Origin of the sequence: Paraburkholderia largidicola, from assembly GCF_013426895.1 — a bacterium.
Lineage (GTDB): Bacteria > Pseudomonadota > Gammaproteobacteria > Burkholderiales > Burkholderiaceae > Paraburkholderia > Paraburkholderia largidicola.
On record NZ_AP023174.1, the window covers coordinates 2,500,812 to 2,520,067 of the forward strand.

Annotated in this window: 13 protein-coding genes, 2 tRNA genes and 3 rRNA genes; 9 read left to right on the forward strand and 9 right to left on the reverse strand. The window is 60.5% G+C overall.

Annotated elements, in window-relative coordinates; genetic code table 11:
* Positions 1-150 precede the first annotated feature (150 nt).
* The 6 genes from rrf to PPGU16_RS11125 form a co-directional block, all read right to left on the reverse strand.
* Positions 151-264: ribosomal RNA gene (gene rrf / locus PPGU16_RS11100) — 5S ribosomal RNA — on the reverse strand.
* Positions 265-471: 207 nt separating this feature from the next.
* Positions 472-3,352: ribosomal RNA gene (locus PPGU16_RS11105) — 23S ribosomal RNA — on the reverse strand.
* 308 nt (positions 3,353-3,660) lie between these two features.
* A tRNA-Ala gene (locus PPGU16_RS11110) sits at positions 3,661-3,736 on the reverse strand.
* 62 nt (positions 3,737-3,798) lie between these two features.
* Positions 3,799-3,875: transfer RNA gene (locus PPGU16_RS11115), tRNA-Ile, on the reverse strand.
* A gap of 65 nt (positions 3,876-3,940) precedes the next feature.
* Positions 3,941-5,471: ribosomal RNA gene (locus tag PPGU16_RS11120) — 16S ribosomal RNA — on the reverse strand.
* The 16S, 23S and 5S rRNA genes sit together here with 2 tRNA genes alongside, the layout of an rRNA operon.
* A gap of 459 nt (positions 5,472-5,930) precedes the next feature.
* Positions 5,931-7,055: an AI-2E family transporter gene (locus tag PPGU16_RS11125; RefSeq protein ID WP_180720035.1), complete on the reverse strand. Its 1,125-nt coding sequence runs from the start codon at positions 7,053-7,055 to the stop codon at positions 5,931-5,933.
* A gap of 260 nt (positions 7,056-7,315) precedes the next feature.
* Here PPGU16_RS11125 and PPGU16_RS11130 point away from each other — a divergent pair, with 260 nt between their 5' ends.
* The 4 genes from PPGU16_RS11130 to PPGU16_RS11145 all read left to right on the forward strand — a co-directional run bounded on the left by PPGU16_RS11130 (position 7,316) and on the right by PPGU16_RS11145 (position 11,276).
* Positions 7,316-8,530, forward strand: coding sequence for a DUF2863 family protein (locus PPGU16_RS11130; protein WP_180720036.1), 1,215 nt, complete (start codon positions 7,316-7,318; stop codon positions 8,528-8,530).
* Between the two features lie 198 nt (positions 8,531-8,728).
* On the forward strand, positions 8,729-9,610 hold the full coding sequence (locus PPGU16_RS11135) for a LuxR family transcriptional regulator (protein ID WP_180720037.1): 882 nt from the start codon (positions 8,729-8,731) through the stop codon (positions 9,608-9,610).
* Positions 9,611-9,719: 109 nt separating this feature from the next.
* On the forward strand, positions 9,720-10,394 hold the full coding sequence (locus tag PPGU16_RS11140) for an energy-coupling factor ABC transporter permease (RefSeq protein WP_180720038.1): 675 nt from the start codon (positions 9,720-9,722) through the stop codon (positions 10,392-10,394).
* A gap of 198 nt (positions 10,395-10,592) precedes the next feature.
* Positions 10,593-11,276 carry a BspC domain-containing protein gene (locus tag PPGU16_RS11145; RefSeq protein ID WP_180720039.1) on the forward strand — a complete coding sequence of 228 codons (684 nt, stop codon included), beginning with the start codon at positions 10,593-10,595 and terminating at the stop codon, positions 11,274-11,276.
* A gap of 124 nt (positions 11,277-11,400) precedes the next feature.
* On the opposite strand, the gene PPGU16_RS11150 is transcribed toward PPGU16_RS11145, so the two are convergent.
* Together PPGU16_RS11150 and yaaA are read right to left on the reverse strand one after the other, a co-directional pair.
* Complete coding sequence (locus PPGU16_RS11150; RefSeq protein WP_180720040.1) at positions 11,401-12,567, reverse strand: M14 family metallopeptidase; 1,167 nt, start codon at positions 12,565-12,567, stop codon at positions 11,401-11,403.
* 30 nt (positions 12,568-12,597) lie between these two features.
* Positions 12,598-13,380, reverse strand: a complete 783-nt coding sequence (yaaA, locus tag PPGU16_RS11155; RefSeq protein ID WP_180720041.1) for a peroxide stress protein YaaA — start codon at positions 13,378-13,380, stop codon at positions 12,598-12,600.
* Between the two features lie 57 nt (positions 13,381-13,437).
* Between yaaA and PPGU16_RS11160 the strand changes: the two genes are divergently transcribed.
* Positions 13,438-13,956, forward strand: a complete 519-nt coding sequence (locus tag PPGU16_RS11160) for a putative toxin-antitoxin system toxin component, PIN family (protein ID WP_180720042.1) — start codon at positions 13,438-13,440, stop codon at positions 13,954-13,956.
* A gap of 127 nt (positions 13,957-14,083) precedes the next feature.
* On the forward strand, positions 14,084-15,274 hold the full coding sequence (locus PPGU16_RS11165; RefSeq protein WP_180720043.1) for a pyridoxal phosphate-dependent aminotransferase: 1,191 nt from the start codon (positions 14,084-14,086) through the stop codon (positions 15,272-15,274).
* A 94-nt stretch (positions 15,275-15,368) separates the two neighbouring features.
* Here PPGU16_RS11165 and PPGU16_RS11170 read toward each other — a convergent pair whose 3' ends face one another.
* On the reverse strand, positions 15,369-16,016 hold the full coding sequence (locus PPGU16_RS11170; protein ID WP_180720044.1) for a glutathione S-transferase family protein: 648 nt from the start codon (positions 16,014-16,016) through the stop codon (positions 15,369-15,371).
* 127 nt (positions 16,017-16,143) lie between these two features.
* On the opposite strand from PPGU16_RS11170, the gene PPGU16_RS11175 reads away from it, so the two are divergent.
* From PPGU16_RS11175 to PPGU16_RS11185, 3 genes are read left to right on the forward strand one after another with little or no spacing between them, the layout of a single operon-like run.
* The gene (locus PPGU16_RS11175) at positions 16,144-17,715 is read left to right on the forward strand and encodes a 3-hydroxyacyl-CoA dehydrogenase (RefSeq protein ID WP_180720045.1); all 1,572 of its coding nucleotides are present in this window, start codon (positions 16,144-16,146) and stop codon (positions 17,713-17,715) included.
* A complete protein-coding gene (locus tag PPGU16_RS11180) occupies positions 17,715-18,503 on the forward strand; it encodes an oxepin-CoA hydrolase, alternative type (protein ID WP_180720046.1) in 789 nt (262 codons plus the stop codon). The genes PPGU16_RS11175 and PPGU16_RS11180 overlap by 1 nt, the downstream gene beginning before the upstream one ends.
* Positions 18,500-19,231, forward strand: coding sequence for a histidine phosphatase family protein (locus PPGU16_RS11185; protein ID WP_180720047.1), 732 nt, complete (start codon positions 18,500-18,502; stop codon positions 19,229-19,231). The genes PPGU16_RS11180 and PPGU16_RS11185 overlap by 4 nt, the downstream gene beginning before the upstream one ends.
* Positions 19,232-19,256 lie beyond the last annotated feature (25 nt).

Sequence of the window (19,256 nt, forward strand, 5' to 3'; positions counted from 1 at the left end):
GAGCCGCTTACCTTGGTAAGGGGAAATGAGGGGATATTGCGAAGCCAGCCATTGCGGCTTGAGCCCCTTGCCGCGGGCGCGCCATTAAAACTGTGCGCCGCAAACGCCAAGACCCCGCTTTTGAGGGCGGGGTCTTGGTTGATATAGGCAGCCTGACGATTACCTACTTTCACACGGGCAATCCGCACTATCATCGGCGTGGAGTCGTTTCACGGTCCTGTTCGGGATGGGAAGGGGTGGGACCGACTCGCTATGGTCATCAGGCTTTGACGGGTTGCTGCGTCGCGGTTTTGCGCGCCACAGCCAATCTGGAAGAAGCGTAAAGAGGGGGGTTGTGTTGTTTAATCTGGCACAACACTGATCTCAACCTGTGTGTCCTGATACCTCCTCTGGAGGTTCACAGTATCCCCTTCGGGGATCGGACCAGCGTAAGCGCTGAAGCGCTAACGCTGGTCGAGACACACCTGTTATAGGATCAAGCCTTACGGGCAATTAGTATCAGTTAGCTTAACGCATTACTGCGCTTCCACACCTGACCTATCAACGTCCTGGTCTTGAACGACCCTTCAAGGGGCTCGAAGCCCCGGGGATATCTCATCTCAAGGCGAGTTTCCCGCTTAGATGCTTTCAGCGGTTATCTCTTCCGAACATAGCTACCCGGCGATGCCACTGGCGTGACAACCGGTACACCAGAGGTTCGTCCACTCCGGTCCTCTCGTACTAGGAGCAGCCCCCTTCAAATATCCAGCGCCCACGGCAGATAGGGACCAAACTGTCTCACGACGTTTTAAACCCAGCTCACGTACCTCTTTAAATGGCGAACAGCCATACCCTTGGGACCGGCTACAGCCCCAGGATGAGATGAGCCGACATCGAGGTGCCAAACACCGCCGTCGATATGAACTCTTGGGCGGTATCAGCCTGTTATCCCCAGAGTACCTTTTATCCGTTGAGCGATGGCCCTTCCATACAGAACCACCGGATCACTATGACCTGCTTTCGCACCTGCTCGACTTGTCGGTCTCGCAGTTAAGCACGCTTATGCCATTGCACTATCAGCACGATTTCCGACCGTACCTAGCGTACCTTCGTACTCCTCCGTTACACTTTGGGAGGAGACCGCCCCAGTCAAACTGCCCACCATGCACTGTCCCCAACCCGGATCACGGGCCAAGGTTAGAACCTCAAACAAACCAGGGTGGTATTTCAAGGACGGCTCCACGCAAACTGGCGTTCACGCTTCATAGCCTCCCACCTATCCTACACAGATCGGTTCAAAGTCCAATGCAAAGCTACAGTAAAGGTTCATGGGGTCTTTCCGTCTAGCCGCGGGGAGATTGCATCATCACAAACACTTCAACTTCGCTGAGTCTCGGGAGGAGACAGTGTGGCCATCGTTACGCCATTCGTGCAGGTCGGAACTTACCCGACAAGGAATTTCGCTACCTTAGGACCGTTATAGTTACGGCCGCCGTTTACCGGGACTTCAATCAAGAGCTTGCACCCCATCATTTAATCTTCCGGCACCGGGCAGGCGTCACACCCTATACGTCCACTTTCGTGTTTGCAGAGTGCTGTGTTTTTATTAAACAGTCGCAGCCACCAGTTTATTGCAACCCCTTCACCCTTTGCCCGCAGGGGCATCAAGCTACAGGGGCGTACCTTATCCCGAAGTTACGGTACCAATTTGCCGAGTTCCTTCTCCCGAGTTCTCTCAAGCGCCTTAGAATACTCATCTCGCCCACCTGTGTCGGTTTGCGGTACGGTCAATGTGAAACTGAAGCTTAGAGGCTTTTCCTGGAACCCCTTCCGATTGCTTCGCTTCCGAAGAAGCTCGCGCCACGCCCTTGAATTCCGTGCCCGGATTTGCCAGAGCACCTTCTCCAACGCAGCGACCGGGACTTCCAACACCCGGACAACCTTCCGCGATCCGTCCCCCCATCGCATTTCACACTGGTGCAGGAATATTGACCTGCTTCCCATCAGCTACGCATTTCTGCCTCGCCTTAGGGGCCGACTCACCCTACGCCGATGAACGTTGCGTAGGAAACCTTGGGCTTACGGCGAGGGGGCCTTTCACCCCCTTTATCGCTACTCATGTCAGCATTCGCACTTCCGATACCTCCAGCACGCTTTTCAACGCACCTTCGCAGGCTTACGGAACGCTCTCCTACCATGCACATAAATGTGCATCCGCAGCTTCGGTATATGACTTAGCCCCGTTACATCTTCCGCGCAGGACGACTCGATCAGTGAGCTATTACGCTTTCTTTAAAGGGTGGCTGCTTCTAAGCCAACCTCCTGACTGTTTTAGCCTTCCCACTTCGTTTCCCACTTAGTCATATTTGGGGACCTTAGCTGGCGGTCTGGGTTGTTTCCCTCTTGACACCGGACGTTAGCACCCGATGTCTGTCTCCCGTGATTGCACTCTTCGGTATTCGGAGTTTGCTATGGCGAAGTAATCCGCAATGGACCCTTCAACCATGACAGTGCTCTACCCCCGAAGGTGATACACGAGGCACTACCTAAATAGTTTTCGGAGAGAACCAGCTATTTCCAGGTTTGTTTAGCCTTTCACCCCTATCCACAGCTCATCCCCTAACTTTTCAACGTTAGTGGGTTCGGACCTCCAGTACGTGTTACCGCACCTTCATCCTGGCCATGGATAGATCACCTGGTTTCGGGTCTACACCCAGCGACTGAATCGCCCTGTTCGGACTCGCTTTCGCTACGCCTGCCCTAATCGGTTAAGCTCGCCACTGAATGTAAGTCGCTGACCCATTATACAAAAGGTACGCCGTCACCCCTTGCGAGGCTCCGACTGTTTGTATGCATGCGGTTTCAGGATCTGTTTCACTCCCCTCCCGGGGTTCTTTTCGCCTTTCCCTCACGGTACTGGTTCACTATCGGTCGATCACGAGTATTTAGCCTTGGAGGATGGTCCCCCCATCTTCAGACAGGATTTCACGTGTCCCGCCCTACTTGTCGTACACCTAGTTCTTCCTCGCTGTTTTCGCCTACGGGGCTATCACCCACTATGGCCGCACTTTCCAGAGCGTTTGGCTAACAACGAAGATAAAGAGTACAGGCTGGTCCCATTTCGCTCGCCACTACTTTGGGAATCTCGGTTGATTTCTGTTCCTGCGGTTACTTAGATGTTTCAGTTCACCGCGTTCGCTTCACATGGCCTATGTATTCAGCCATGGATGACCCATACGGGCCGGGTTTCCCCATTCGGATATCGGAGGATCAAAGCTCGTTTGCCAGCTCCCCTCCGCTTTTCGCAGGCTACCGCGTCCTTCATCGCCTGTGATCGCCAAGGCATCCACCACATGCACTTGTTCGCTTGACCCTATAACGGGTGTGTCTCTCAGTGATTGCTCACCGGATAACATCCGCTACAGGTTGAGTATTCGCGTTGTGCCGTATTCCAGGTTCGTCTTTCGATGAACTCAAAAAATACATTGATACAATCACAACCCTGATTCACCTACTCACGCGCCCATCTCTAAGCACGCTTTCGTGAATCTCTTTACTACTTCTTCCTGATTGTTAAAGAACGACAGCCGATATAAGGCGCTATGCCTTAAATCACTTGCTGACTGGCTCAATTGCCAATGCTTAATGCTCAGTTCGCACTGAACGCTAGGCATTGGGAATTGGTGGAGGATGACGGGATCGAACCGACGACCCCCTGCTTGCAAAGCAGGTGCTCTCCCAGCTGAGCTAATCCCCCAGTCATACAGCGCACAGGGCATATCCAGCCAGCTACATCAGCAACCACACCAGACAAGGCAATGGTGGGTCTGGATGGATTCGAACCATCGACCCCCGCCTTATCAAGACGGTGCTCTAACCGACTGAGCTACAGACCCCTGAGCCTGTCTTCAATTAACAGCCGACAAGTGTGAGCGCTCAACTTTGAGACGCGAAGCTCTGGAAAGGAGGTGATCCAGCCGCACCTTCCGATACGGCTACCTTGTTACGACTTCACCCCAGTCATGAATCCTACCGTGGTGACCGTCCTCCTTGCGGTTAGACTAGCCACTTCTGGTAAAACCCACTCCCATGGTGTGACGGGCGGTGTGTACAAGACCCGGGAACGTATTCACCGCGGCATGCTGATCCGCGATTACTAGCGATTCCAGCTTCACGCAGTCGAGTTGCAGACTGCGATCCGGACTACGATCGGTTTTCTGGGATTGGCTCCACCTCGCGGCTTGGCAACCCTCTGTTCCGACCATTGTATGACGTGTGAAGCCCTACCCATAAGGGCCATGAGGACTTGACGTCATCCCCACCTTCCTCCGGTTTGTCACCGGCAGTCTCCCTAGAGTGCTCTTGCGTAGCAACTAGGGACAAGGGTTGCGCTCGTTGCGGGACTTAACCCAACATCTCACGACACGAGCTGACGACAGCCATGCAGCACCTGTGTTACGGCTCCCTTTCGGGCACCCTCACCTCTCAGCAAGGTTCCGTACATGTCAAGGGTAGGTAAGGTTTTTCGCGTTGCATCGAATTAATCCACATCATCCACCGCTTGTGCGGGTCCCCGTCAATTCCTTTGAGTTTTAATCTTGCGACCGTACTCCCCAGGCGGTCAACTTCACGCGTTAGCTTCGTTACCAAGTCAATGAAGACCCGACAACTAGTTGACATCGTTTAGGGCGTGGACTACCAGGGTATCTAATCCTGTTTGCTCCCCACGCTTTCGTGCATGAGCGTCAGTATTGGCCCAGGGGGCTGCCTTCGCCATCGGTATTCCTCCACATCTCTACGCATTTCACTGCTACACGTGGAATTCTACCCCCCTCTGCCATACTCTAGCCCGCCAGTCACCAATGCAGTTCCCAGGTTAAGCCCGGGGATTTCACATCGGTCTTAGCGAACCGCCTGCGCACGCTTTACGCCCAGTAATTCCGATTAACGCTTGCACCCTACGTATTACCGCGGCTGCTGGCACGTAGTTAGCCGGTGCTTATTCTTCCGGTACCGTCATCCCCCCACCGTATTAGGACGGAGGTTTTCTTTCCGGACAAAAGTGCTTTACAACCCGAAGGCCTTCTTCACACACGCGGCATTGCTGGATCAGGGTTGCCCCCATTGTCCAAAATTCCCCACTGCTGCCTCCCGTAGGAGTCTGGGCCGTGTCTCAGTCCCAGTGTGGCTGGTCGTCCTCTCAGACCAGCTACAGATCGTCGCCTTGGTAGGCCTTTACCCCACCAACTAGCTAATCTGCCATCGGCCGCCCCTTGAGCGCGAGGTCCGAAGATCCCCCGCTTTCCTCCATAGAGCGTATGCGGTATTAATCCGGCTTTCGCCGGGCTATCCCCCACTCCAGGACACGTTCCGATGTATTACTCACCCGTTCGCCACTCGCCGCCAGGGTTGCCCCCGCGCTGCCGTCCGACTTGCATGTGTAAGGCATGCCGCCAGCGTTCAATCTGAGCCAGGATCAAACTCTTCAGTTCAAACCTGTTACTGTTTTTCGGTTCCGTTAAGAACCGGTCGCTCACTCAAAATCACTGACGAAAGATCTGATTGCTCAAACCTTCCTCAATTACTTCTGTGTGAGACTCGATTACTTTCGCTATATCAGTGATCCGAAGATCACCGCGCGCCGCCATCGAGCACCCACACTTATCGGCTGTTGATTGTTAAAGAACATTCGCGAGAAGCGCCTTGCTTTCACCGCGTTGCTGCGTCAGCAGCAGAGAAACGAGATTATGAAGAACCTTTTTCGTTTCGTCAACCGGTTTTTTTAGCATCGCCTGAAAAACCCTGCTGACTCTACGACCGCGCCGTTTCTGCCGCGGCCCCGTTGCGTTGCATCCAACTGCCTGCTGCTCAACGAGGACGCGAATCTTAGGCCATCCCGCGTCCCGTGACAAGGGTATGGCGCAAAGTTTTTTCGAAATCGACCAGAACAATCATTCTTCCCGCGCCTTCTCTATTCGCCCCACAGGATCTGGAGGTTTTCCGCCCGTCCTCGCGGCCAGCTCGCGAGCATCGGGCGAACCGATCGTCCAGTCGTGCAGCACCGTATAAGCCACGGCGAGAAGCGTCGGCCCAATAAACACGCCGAGGAAGCCAAACGCGAACGCGCCGCCCAGAATGCCGAGCATCACGAGAATCAGCGGCATGTCGCTGCTCTTGCCGATCAGGATAGGCTTGACGACGTTATCGGACATGCCCACCACTATCACGCCCCACACCACGAGAAAGATCGCCCATCCCGTTTCGCCGCCGTGATAAAGCCAGATCGCGGCGGGCAGCCACACCACGACAGGGCCACCTGGAATCACCGAAAGAAAGAATGTCGCGAGTCCGAGCAGCGCCGGCGTCGGCACGCCCGCAATCCAGCAGCCGAAGCCAGCCAGCACGCCCTGCACCAGGGCCGTCCCGAGGATGCCGTACACCACGCCCTTCACCGTGCTGCCCGCCAACGCCAGCAGATAGTCGGCGCGCTCGCCGGCGATGCGCCGCATGCCCGCATTAAGCCATGCTGCCGCGCCCTCACCGCCCGTATAAAAGAAGAAAGTGAGAATGATGCTGAGCGCGAGCAATCCCAGCCCATGCGTGACGGCAAGCGCCGCTGCGAGAACCCACTTGCCTGCCGGCGCGGCCAGCACGCGCAGTTGCGCAACCATCTCCGAATTGCTGCTGGTTACGCGTTCCCAGAACGATTCGATACTCGAACCGACGAGCGGAATTCGCGCAACCCAGTCGGGCAGATCAGGCAGGCCTGAATCCGTCAGCCTCTGGACGAGCGCGGTGATGTCCTTGGTGTGCGCGCCCAGCGCGAAGCCCGCGTAGACGAAGGGCCCCAGCACGACGACCAGAATGATGAGCACGATCAACGTCGCCGCCCACTTGCGCCGCCCGCCCAAAGTCTGCGACAGCTTGCAATACAAGCCCCACGAGCTATAGCTGAGAATCGCGCCCCACAGCAGCGCGGTCGTGAACGGCGCCAGCACCAGCAGCGAGCCGCCGACCAGCAGCAGCAACGCAAACACGGCAGCCAGCCGCTCGATCAGTTGGTCCGACTTCACCATGCATCACCCCCGATACGATCCCGCACTGACCAGAACGACCGTCGCGCAAACACCGAAACGTCTGCAGAACGAGTATAGGAAAGCTCAGGCAAAAGCCGCGACCGCAACAAAAGACAACAACGGACAGCCGCCGCAAGCAAGCCCTTCACAGACTGACAAGCCCACACTGCGGGTGATTCGCTGCCAGCAGTGCGTGTCGATAATATGTCGACGAAGAAACGACTAGAATATATGGTTCTCTGCACACAACCTCCGGATTTATGCGCTCGCGAATCGCCAAACGTCTCCCTCCCGATGCCGACAAGCTGGTCGGTCTGTCGCTCGCGCTCTTCGCGTCGGGCAGCCGCACCGAAGACCGCTTCTGGGAATCCAAGCTCGACGCACTGCTCGCGAAAATAGTCCGCAACGGCAACCAGACGACGCTCGACGCCGCACTCGACCATCTGCAGCAGAATCATCCGGACGCTTACGGCGCCCTTGCCGACATGGCCGAAACGCATAGCGAGTCGCTGATCGTCGAGCAGGACGGCGTCCAGTACGAAGCGCTGCTGATCGCCGCGCCCGTGCTGGCCTGGACGCGCTACGCCATTCCGTCGGGCTCGCTCAAAGGCGACGCGGCCGACGCACTGCGTGCCCATCTGCAGGCACATGTGCTTGCAGCCGACACGCGCGTCGCGATGGCGCCCTTTATGTATAGCATCGACCAGTTGCCGCGTCATCACGTCGAAACCTGGCGCCTCGCGCAGCAACTCGCGCAGGCAGCCGTCGGCGGCGGCAACGCGAAGATCAACTTTGGCGAACTGCCGGAAACGTCGCCCATTCTGGCCGATCCGCGTTTCGTGCTGGCCGTCGTCGCCGCGCCCGTCGGCGCGCCGGTGTTCCGCTGGCAGGAAGAAGAAGGCGGCTCGCGCATCGAGCGCGGCCAATGCCTCGAGCAATGGGCCACGCAAGGCGGCGCCAATCTGGCTGTCGTGCTACCCGGCTGCGAGTTCGAATGCCTGTTGCCGGACGCCTATTACTCGGCCTGCCGCGACGCCGACGAGCGGGTACGTCCGCACACCGTTCGTACCGCGGTGCGCTACCTGTTCGACACGATCGGCGCGACGCCCGACGAACTGCGCGCCGTCGTCGCGGGCTTCGGCGAGCGCCGCATCGACGAATACCGGATCGGCTTCACGCGTCGCGGCAGCAACGACGTGATCTACGGCGTCGTGTGGCCGCTATACGGCCGCGAGAACGGCGACCCGGGCATCGACGAAGAACCGCAAGAAGCAATGTCGGCGGAAGGTCCGCTGGAAGACATCGTCGCGCTGCTGAAAGAAACGGGCATCACCGATATCCGCCGTCACGCGGGCCGTTTCGAGCCGGAATATTGTGACGACTGTGGCGTCCCGCTTTATGCGGATCCGCTCGGCGAGATCGTTCACGCCGAAATGCCGGAAGATGCCGAGCCCGCTCAGCCACATTTCCACTGATCACTTCAGAGATTTCTCTGCATCGAATCAAGCCCCGCCGCGTGCGGGGCTTTTTTCATGGCACTCGTCCTATGCCACCTGGACAGGCCGCCACGCGACTGGGAATTTGTCATCATCGACACGATGGTGCATCGCCGCGCGACGACGAAATCGTTGCGTGTATCGCGCCGCCACGACCGATCGATCAGGAGGCAATGCATGCGATTTTCAGTATTCAACTCGGACGCCGAACGCAGGGAAGGACTCAAGACACTCTTACGGCAGATCGACCGGCAGGCACGGTTCGGCGAAGCACAGGACTGGTCGCAGGTCGAGCGCACGCTGCGCCGCCTGCAACCGGATCTGCTGCTGATCGACTGGGAGGACTGGATGTCGCCCCTCGACGCCCGCACGTTGCTCGCCAACCATCCCGGCCTGCCCGTCGCCGTGCTGGTCGACGACATCACGCCCGCCCATGTGCGCGCGTTCGTCGAGAAAGGCGTGCTCGGCGTGATTCCGCGCTCCACCGATCCACGCGTGATCGTGCGCGCGCTGGAAATGGTTTTGCTGGGCGTCCACTACATCCCCGCTGGTGCCCTTTCGTTCGACGCACCCGTGCCATCCGGAAAGCTCGCGCGTCCATTGAACGACGCGCGCCCGCTCGAACTGGTCGCGCCGCCAAAGCGGCCACGCCTGGGCGGCGGCCTTTCGCCGCGGCAAGAACAGATCATGCGCTGCGTGCACATGGGCAGTACGAATAAAATGATTGCTCGCGCGTTGGGCATCAGCGAGGGCACCGTGAAAATCCATCTGGCGACGATCTTCCAGCAACTGGGCGCACCGAACCGCGCCGCTGCCGTGGCAATCTACAACGGCTGGCTCACGGCGCAACTCGAAGTGCTGCGCAGCGGACACAATCGCATCCAGCGGCCCGCGCGCGTGACATCCAACGTTGCGCCATTGCGCCAGCGCAAGCCGCGAACGTTCCGCTATCCGTTGCCTGCCAACGACACTGCCGGCGCACTGCCGATGGCCGCCGAAGCGACGACGCCCTACGACACGCGGCGCAAGCGCCCGGAATGCGACGACGGCGCGATGTAGAGATGCAAAGAATGTAAAGGTCGAAAGGAATCCACTGCGAATAGACATAAATCATCGCTGGCATGGAATCCGCTCACACGTTTCGCTATTCAACGAGTAATATGAAGACATGGGTTTCCTCTACACACCGCTTCCGTTGTGGGTCGCTGTCGGTGGCTGGATCGCCGCTGTGGCTTTGCTCGCGCTCGCGCTCTGGAAAAACCCGTTCAAGCGCTTGCAGGAACCCGTGCTCCAGCATGTGTGGCTCGCCATCATCGTCGCCGTATCGGTGCTATGGGCGACCAACGCATGGCTCGAAGATGGCACAGTGATTCACCTGCTCGGTGCAACGCTCGTCGTCACGCTATTCGACTGGGGCCTTGCACTCATCGCGATGGCCATCGTGACCGGGCTTGCTGCCGTCGTCTTCGACGCGCCGTGGCAAGGCATCGCACTCACCTTCCTCGTGTTCGGCGCCGTGCCCGTCGGCGTATCGACGCTCCTGCAACGCGCGAGTATCGCGTGGCTGCCGCGCAATCTCTTCATGTTCATCTTCGGCCAGGGCTTCGTGTCGCCCGCCATTGCCGTCACGGTGGCATCGGCCGTTGCGTTGGCAACGCATATCGCGCTCGCCGGCGGCTCGATGTCGGTGATCCCGGCCGGCTATGCATTTAGCGTGTTCCTGCTTGCGTCGGGTGAATCGTGGTTCACGGGTATGTCGACGGCGTTGATCGCCGTTTATCGACCCGCGTGGGTCACGACATATGACGTGCGCCGCTATCGCCTCGGCGGCCCGCGCACCTGATCCCTCAATTGCACTGCAACGGCATCGAGATGAATGCGCCCGTCCGGCGCGTTCGCTCATGCATGCAACATCCGCCTATCTATCGCTCGTTGAGCCTTCGCACCACGACACGAGAAAATATTTGTGCCAGGATTGAACTCCTTCCTGCAGACGGGCATCTTATGTGCCAGACGTCTTCACAGCATTGAACATAGATAGATGGATCGCACCAACGCACCGCGCCGATTGCCGCGGTTGGTCGGCCGGTTGGCGGTGTGGGTTGCGAGCGCATCGCTCGCATGCTCGCTGCCTGCCCTCGCCGATCAACTCGGGCAGCACAACGACCTCGTCAGCAAATTCATCAACGATATGCACGCCGATCCGCTCGTTGCGGATTGCGCCGCGCATGGCGACTTCGTCGCAAGCACCTCGACGGCTTTTGATCACGTCGAGTTTCCACCCAGTTCATTCGACAGCGCACACTCGGCCGTCACGCCCTGGAACGATTCGTTCGACGAAGGCAAGCAGAAGGTCAAGGTCGACAGTGTCGTGACCGTCGAAGGCCTGGGCGTGCCGCAAGGCGGCGGCGACCCGGCGCAACTCAAATTCCGCTGCGGCTACGTCGGCGCGCAGATGCTCGCGTTCAGCTGGAACGACCCGGTGCCGCCTTTGCGCGCGCGAAGCGCCGCGTCGTCGGGCTCGAACACGGCGAAGGGCAAGCACGCCGTCAGCGGCAAGGGTTCGAAGAAGAACTCGGGCAAGTCGACGAAAGGCACGACGAACAAGTCGGGCAACAAGAAGTCAGGCAAATCGTCAGGCAAGGCCGTGACGACCAAGAGCAGCGCCGCGAAGACCAACGCTAAAACGAGCGCGAAAAAATCGGCCACGAAGAAGGCGCATTGACTCGCGCCCACGCCTGATCCGAACAGCGCGTCAGGCAATTCACGCGAGCAACAAGAAGGCGAGGCCACGCATCATGCGTGGCCTCGCCTTTTTACATACCTTTACCGTGCGTCAACGATACACGTCAGGCAAACGTCTCCATATGCCAGAGAATCGCCTGCAGCATCGACGCACCGAGCGACGCGCTGCGCTCGCCGTTCCAGCCCACGCGTTCATCGGGCAGATTGGCGTTGTCCTTGAACGGCATCTCCAGCGTCAGCGACAGGCAACCGAACTCGTTGCCGATGTACTTCGACGCGAGCTTGAGCGCATCCTGGCGATACTTGCTCGCTTCATAACCGTACTTGTCCTGGAAATCGGGACTCGCGCGCTTGAAGTTTTCGATGAACGCCGTCTGCTCCTGGCGTTGGCGTTCGGTGAAGCTCGGCAACATCTCCGAGCCCGCCACGAACACATACGGCAGCGCTTCGTCGCCGTGAATGTCGAAGAACAGATCGCAGCCCGTCGCATGAATCGCGTCGCGCACGAGCAGCACTTCGGGGCTGCGCGCGGCATCCGGTTCCATCCATTCGCGATTCAGGTTCGCGCCGGCCGCATTGGTGCGCAGATTGCCGTGCACGCTGCCGTCCGGGTTCATGTTCGGCACGATGTAGAAGTCGGCGTAATCGAAAAGTTTGCGCGCGACGGGATCCCCCGACCAGTCGCCCCACCCCGCGAGCCGCTTCACCAGACCTTCGACGAACCATTCGGCCATCGTCTCACCCGGATGCTGGCGCGCGATGATCCAGACGGTCTTCTTGGGCTTCAGCGTGCCGTCTTCGAGCAAGGTCGGCGCACCCAGCGTCAGCAGCGACATCGGCCGGCCTTCGACCGTCTTGCCCAGCTCCGTCAGCGCCGCATGCGGCATCTGCTGGACAGCGCCGAGAAATTCCGAGTGGCGCTCTTCACTATAAGGCTCGAAGTATGCGTAATAGATGCGGTCGAAATCGGGCGTGTGATCGATGGTCAGCACGCGCCCGTCATACGAGGTCGGCACGCGAAACCAGTTCACGCGGTCATAGCTCGCGCACGCCTGATAGTTGCGCCAGCCGTCGGCGAATGCGCAATCGGCGGCATTCTCGAACGTCATCACGCAGCGCTCGCCGCGCGCGCCCGACAAGCGGAAATAGAACCACTGCGCAAAGTCGGCATGGCTGTCCGGGCGCACGCGCAAGCGGATATTGTCGGCCTGTGCACAGGACAGGACTTCGATCGCGCCTGCGTCGAAATTGCTGGTAATGGATAGCGTCATGATGGTGTTCCTGCTTTATGCGGCGCGGCGTCAGTCCGCGATGCGCCGGCGGAAGACATAGGTGGAATCGTTCGATGCATCGGCTTCGAATGCGTAGCCTTCGGCGTCGAAGTCCTTGAGCTGCTCCGGCGTTTCGAAGCGATTCTCTACCAGATAGCGCGCCATCAGGCCGCGCGCGCGTTTCGCGTGAAAACTGATGATCTTGTAGCGCCCGCCCTTCCAGTCTTCGAATACGGGCGTGATGACGGGCGCGGCGAGCTTCTTCGGCTTGACCGACTTGAAATACTCCGTCGACGCGCAGTTGATCAGCACGCGCGAACCATCCCGTTTCTTCTCCAGTTGCCGGTTGAGCGCCTGCGTGATGCGCTCGCCCCAGAACGCGTACAGATCCTTGCCGCGCCGGTTCTCGAAGCGCGTGCCCATCTCGAGCCGATACGGCTGCAGCAGATCGAGCGGACGCAGCAAACCGTACAGGCCCGACAGCACGCGCACGTGCTGCTGCGCATAGTCGAGATCGGACGCGGATAGCGATTTCGCGTCGAAGCCTTCGTACACGTCGCCATTGAACGCGAGCACGGCCTGCTTCGCGTTGGACGTGTCGAATTTCGGCGACCAGTCGGCGTAACGCTGGAAATTCAGATGCGCGAGCTGATCGGAAATGTCCATCAACGACGCGATGTCTTGCGGCGACAGACGGCGCAGATCGCCGATCAATTCGGCGGCGTCATCGACGAAATCGGGGATCGTGTGTTTCTTGACGTGCGGCGGGGTGTCGTAGTCGAGCGATTTGGCCGGCGACAGAACGATTATCATAGAGGCTTTCAGGCACGCCGTGCCTGGCGGTCAAAGACGAAAGCCAGATTGTAACGAATGCCCGAAACCCCTGCCTTGCCTGAACAGAACACGCCTGCCGCGAAAAGCGCGGCGGCGCCTGCCGTCGTGCTCGATTCGAACGTGTGGATCGACATTCTCGTGTTCGACGATCCGCACACGCGCCCCATTCTCGCCGCGCTCGAAAGCGGCGCGCTGCGCGCGCTGATCGACGCGCGCTGCCTCGCCGAACTGACGTACGTGCTCGACTATCCGCAGTTCGCAAAACGCGCCGTCGAGAAAACCGCCGCGCTCGCGACGCTCGCGCGGCTGTCGACTTTGGTCGAGCCGCCCGCACCCGCCGAAAACACGCCCGCGCTCCCCAAATGCAAGGACCGCGACGATCAGAAGTTCCTAGAACTCGCGTATGCGATGCAGGCGGACTGGCTGGTGTCGAAAGATCGCGCGGTGCTGAAGCTCGCGAAGCGGATTGCGCGCGATTTCGGTTTCCGGATTGCACAGCCCGCGCCGTTCGTCGCCGAATGTGCGCTGACGGCCACGGAACCCGTCGAGGCCTGACGCGCGCCAGCACCACGCGACGCACCACAGGGCGGCGCAGCCAACCGCCGCGCGGATTTTCCCTACAATCGAGCTTCACGCCTGACCACCACGGCATCAACGACCACGACCGCATTCGGACCGCGACATGAACGCACCGCACGATCTGACGACCACGCCTATGACCACCATGCCTCCATCGTTCCCGTCCCGTCTGCCGAACGTCGGCACGACGATCTTCACCGTGATGAGCGCGCTCGCCGCCGAAAAGAACGCGGTCAATCTCGGCCAGGGCTTCCCGGATTTCAATTGCGATCCGCGCATCGTCGATGCCGTGGCCAACGCAATGCGCGAGGGCCACAACCAGTATCCGCCGATGGCTGGCGTCGCGCCGCTGCGCCAGGCGATCTCCGAGAAGATTGCAAGCCTGTACGGCCGCCGCTACGACGCCACGACTGAAATCACGGTGACGGCGGGCGCCACGCAAGCGCTTCTGACGGCGATCCTGTGCGCGGTCCATCCGGGCGATGAAGTGATCGTCGTCGAGCCGACGTACGACAGCTATCTGCCGTCGATCGAACTGGCGGGCGGCAAGCCTGTGTTCGTCACGCTCGAAGCGCCCGACTACGCGATCCCGTTCGACAAACTCGCCGCTGCGATCACGCCGAAAACGCGCATGATCCTGATCAACACGCCGCACAATCCGACGGGTACGGTCTGGCGCGCGGACGACATGAAGAAGCTCGAGGACATCGTACGGGGCACGAATGTGCTGATCCTGTCCGACGAAGTGTACGAACACATGGTCTACGACGGCGCGCCGCACGAAAGCGTCGCGCGCTATCCGGAACTCGCGCAGCGCAGCTTCGTCGTGTCGAGCTTCGGCAAGACCTATCACGTGACGGGCTGGAAGGTCGGCTACGTGGCCGCGCCCGCCGCGCTGACGGCGGAATTCCGCAAGGTCCACCAGTTCAACGTATTCACCGTCAACACGCCGATGCAGCTCGGGCTCGCACATTACATGCAGGACCCCGCGCCCTATGTGAACCTGCCCGCGTTCTATCAGAAAAAGCGCGACGTCTTCCGCGCCGGTCTCGCGCAATCGCGCTTCAAGCTGTTGCCGTGCACGGGCACGTATTTCCAGTGCGTCGACTATTCGGCCATCAGCGACATGCCCGAAGCCGAATTCGCGCAATGGCTGACGAGCGAGATCGGCGTGGCCGCCATTCCCGTGTCGGCGTTCTATCACGAGTCACATGAATCGGGCGTCGTGCGCTTCTGCTTCGCCAAGAAAGAGGACACGCTCGCCACCGCGCTCGAACGACTGGCGCGTCTCTGAGATGACGCGCGCGATGCTGCGAACGAACCCAGGTTCTTCGTCATCGCACGCGAAGCAACGCGGCGGCCGTCCAACGCACAAACGGCCCGCCTGCTCACTTCTTCTTTTGCGCTTCCATGTAGGCCTTGCGATCGTCCGTCACGCGCTGCGCAGCCGGACGCGCATTGATCGCCTTCACATACGGCTTCCAGTCGATGCCGACATCGAGCAGAAAATCGCGCCCGTAAACGGCCTGCGTCGCCATGCCGACCAGCGGCAGGCTCACGAAACCAGCGATGTCCGCGATGCTGAACTGCTCGCCGCGCAGATACGGCGTGAACTTCGCCAGCCGCCGGAAACCGCGGATATGATGGATCAGCAGTTTCTCAGTGCGCCCTTTCGTGGCGTCGGTGATCGTGCCGCCGAAGAACGCCTGCTTGTACAGATTGCGCGCCGTCAGTTCGAGATGCACGTCGACGAACGTGATCAGCTCACGCTCCTTTGCCGCTTCCCACGGGTCGCGCGAGAAAATCGCCTTCTCGGGAAAGGCCGCGGCCAGATATTCGATGATCGCCTGCGACTCGCACAGGCTGCCACGCTCCGTCACGATGTACGGCACCTTGCCGAGCGGCGAATGTTCGAGCGTCGCCTCGTCCTGGTTGAACGGAACGCACACTTCTTCGAACGGAATGCCGAATTCGAGCAGCGCAAACTTCACTTTGTTGTAATAGTTGGACAGTGCAAAACCGTGCAGCTTGATCATCCGGTGTCTCCCTGCGGATGGTTGTCGAAAGTCGTTTGCGATTCGTCGCGGCTAACGCGCATACGCGCGAACACGACGAATTGAAACGAACGTACTATTTTAGAATAATCATGGAGTGAGTCACATCATGTCATCACCGAACACCTCTCGCCAGACCAGCATCGAGACCGTGGGCATCGTCGGCACGGGCGCGATGGGACGCGGCATCGCGCAGATCGCCGCGCTCGCGGGCCTCAAGGTCAGACTCTACGACGCGAACTCCGATGCCGTCGGCGCGGCCCGCGATTACCTGTCCGATACCTTCTCGAAGCTGGTCGCCAAAGGCAAGCTCGACAACTCGCGCTCGCTCGCGGCGCTCGCGAACGTGACGGGCGCGACTGCGATCGGCGACCTTAAAGACTGCGACCTCGTCGTCGAAGCGATCGTCGAAAAGCTCGACGTGAAGCGCGCGCTGTTCAAGGAACTCGAAGGCATCGTCAGCGAGCGCTGCATTCTTGCGTCGAACACGTCGTCGCTGTCGATCACGGCGATCGCGGCCGCGTGCGCCGATCCGTCGCGCGTCGTCGGCTATCACTTCTTCAACCCGGTGCCGCTGATGAAGGTCGTCGAAGTGATCGACGGCCTGCGCAGCGATCCCGCCGCCGGCGACGCGCTGATGGATCTCGCGCGCCGCGTGGGCCACACGCCCGTGCGCGCGAAGGATATGCCCGGCTTCGTCGTCAATCACGCGGGCCGCGGCATGAATACGGAAGGTTTGCGCGTCGCGGACGAAGGCGTCGCGAGCTTTGTCGATATCGACCGCATCATGCGCGAGCAGGCAGGCTTTCGTCTGGGGCCGTTCGAACTGCTCGATCTGACCGCGCTCGACGTGTCGCATCCCGTGATGGAATCGATCTATCACCAGTTCTATGAGGAGCCGCGCTTCACGCCATCGCCGATCACGGGCACGCGCCTCGCAGGCGGGCTGATCGGACGCAAGGCGGGCGAAGGGTTCTATGTGTATGTCGACGGCAAGCAGCAGGCGCCCGCCGAAGCCCCTGCGCCGACCGAACTGCCGAAGCGCGTCTGGATCAGCGCACGCGTGCCCGCTGCGCGCGAGGCGGTGCTCGCGTTGATCGCGAAGACGGGCGTGACCGTGGACACAGGCTCGACGCCTGCCGCCGATTCGCTGATCGTCGTGACGCCCCTCGGCTTCGACGCGACCACGGCGGCTGTCGATGAAAACCTCGACGCGAGCCGCGTCGTCGCCATCGATACGCTGTTCCCGCTCGTCGACGCGCAACGCCGCACGCTCATGACCACGCCCGCGACCACCCGCGCCGCGCGCGACACCGCGCACGCCCTGTTCGCGCACGACGGCGTGCCCGTCACGGTGATCCGCGATTCGACGGGTTTCGTCGCGCAACGCGTGGTCGCGACGATCGTGAACATCGGCTGCGATATTGCGCAGCGTCAGATCGCATCGCCGCAGGACATCGATCTTGCCGTGACACTCGGCCTCGGCTATCCGCGCGGGCCGCTCGCACTCGGCGATGCGCTCGGCGCACAAACCATCCTGACGATCCTGCGCAACATGTTCAACGTGCTCGGCGATCCACGCTACCGTCCGTCGCCGTGGCTCGCGCGCCGCGCGCAACTGGGCATGTCCCTCACGCAAGCCGACGTCGCCGATCACGACAACGCAAAGGAGCAAGCGTAATGGCCGCCGAACTGCTCGCCTCCCGCCCAGCCGAAAGCGAATCGACGCTCGTGCTGACCCTGTCGAACCCGGGCGCGCGCAACGCGATGCACCCGGACATGTACGCCGCCGGCATCGAAGCGATCGATACGGCCGAGCGCGATCCGTCGATCGGCGCCGTCGTCATCACCGGCGCGGACAACTTCTTCTGCGCGGGCGGCAACCTGAACCGCCTGCTCGAAAACCGCGCGAAAGATCCGTCCGTGCAGGCGCAAAGCATCGATTTGCTCGGCGAATGGATTGCCGCGTTGCAGGCGTCGTCGAAGCCGGTGATCGCGGCCGTCGAAGGCGCGGCGGCAGGCGCAGGTTTTTCGCTTGCGCTCGCGTGCGACCTGATCGTCGCCGCCGACGACGCGAAGTTCGTGATGTCGTACGCGCGCGTCGGCCTCACGCCGGATGGCGGCGGCTCGTGGTTCCTCGCGCGTGCGTTGCCGCGTCAGCTCGCGACGGAAGTGCTGATCGAAGGCAAGCCGATCGGCGCGCAGCGTCTTTACGATCTCGGCGTCGTCAACCGGCTCGTGAAGCCGGGCGCCGTGCGCGATACGGCGGTCGCATGGGCCGACGATCTCGGCAAGGTGTCGCCGAACGCGAAGGCACGCATCAAAGGCCTGATCGCGGCAGCGGGCGCGCAGTCGCTGCCCGAGCATCTGGTTGCGGAGCGCGACAGCTTCGTCGCGTCGCTGCATCATCGCGACGGGCTCGAAGGCATCACCGCGTTCCTCGAAAAGCGCGCGCCCAACTACAAATGAGCACGCCGACCGGGTCGGGCTATCAGTTGCCGAAGCGTCGCCGCCTCTATCTGATGCGGCACGGCGATGTCACGTACTTCGATGCGTCGGGCCGCACGATCGACCCGGAACGCGTGCCCCTCAACGAAAACGGTCGCGCACAGGCCGATGCCGCAGGCCGCGCGTTCGCCGAACAGAACGTGCGCTTCGATCGCGTGATTGCGAGCGGCTTGCCGCGCACGGTCGAGACGGCACAGCGCGTGCTCGCGCAAATGCATCAGCAAGCCACGATCGACATCGAGCCCGCGTGGGAAGAGATACGCAGCGGCAAGCCGGGTTCGGTTCCCGCCGCTGATCTCGAAACGGCGTTTCTCGGTGCGTTCGATGGCATCGTTGCCGAGGACGTACAGTTTCTCGGTGGCGAGACAATTGGCGAACTGCTCGACCGCGTATTGCCGGCGCTGGCTACGCTGCGCGCTGATACATCGTGGGACGTCGCGCTGCTCGTGCTGCACGGCGGCGTGAATCGCGCGATCCTGTCGCATGCGATCACGGCGGGCGGCCGCACGTTCTTCGGCCATCTCGCGCAGGCGACGGGCTGCATCAATGCGCTCGACGTCGGCGCGGCCCCGCGCGACTGGGTTGTGCGCATGATCAATCATGCGCCGCCCTCGCCGCTGCATCGCGACGTGCGCAACACGTCGATGGAAATGCTCTACGCGCAATTCATTCAAAGCAGGCGCAGCTAGCAGGTCGATCATTCGATCATCCAAC